Origin of the sequence: Blastomonas sp. CCH1-A6 (assembly GCF_001556365.1) — a bacterium.
Classification (GTDB): Bacteria; Pseudomonadota; Alphaproteobacteria; order Sphingomonadales; family Sphingomonadaceae; genus Blastomonas; species Blastomonas ursincola.
In genome coordinates this window covers 1-209 of the sequence record NZ_LSIS01000558.1, presented here as the reverse complement: position 1 = coordinate 209, position 209 = coordinate 1, and the positions used below count along the sequence as shown (strand labels likewise).

The window sequence follows — 209 nt, the reverse complement described above, 5'->3', positions numbered from 1 at the left end:
GGCGACCGCTGCCGGAGCAGGGGCGGCTTCGCTTTTGGCGATCGCCGGCTGCGGCGCGGCGGCAGCCGTGGCGACGGCAGCGCCCGAGCTTTCGATCGTGGTCAGGATCGATCCGACCTGCACGGTATCGCCTTCGGAAAAGATCAGCTGGCCCAGCACGCCGGCGGCAGGGGCGGGCACTTCGACCGCGACCTTGTCGGTTTCCAGGC

General features: G+C 70.8%; 1 protein-coding gene. It reads right to left on the bottom strand.

Features of this window, described 5'->3' with window-relative positions; translation table 11 throughout:
- Nucleotides 1–209: biotin/lipoyl-containing protein (locus AX735_RS23980; protein WP_446471862.1), on the bottom strand; the 209-nt coding region annotated here is incomplete at both ends.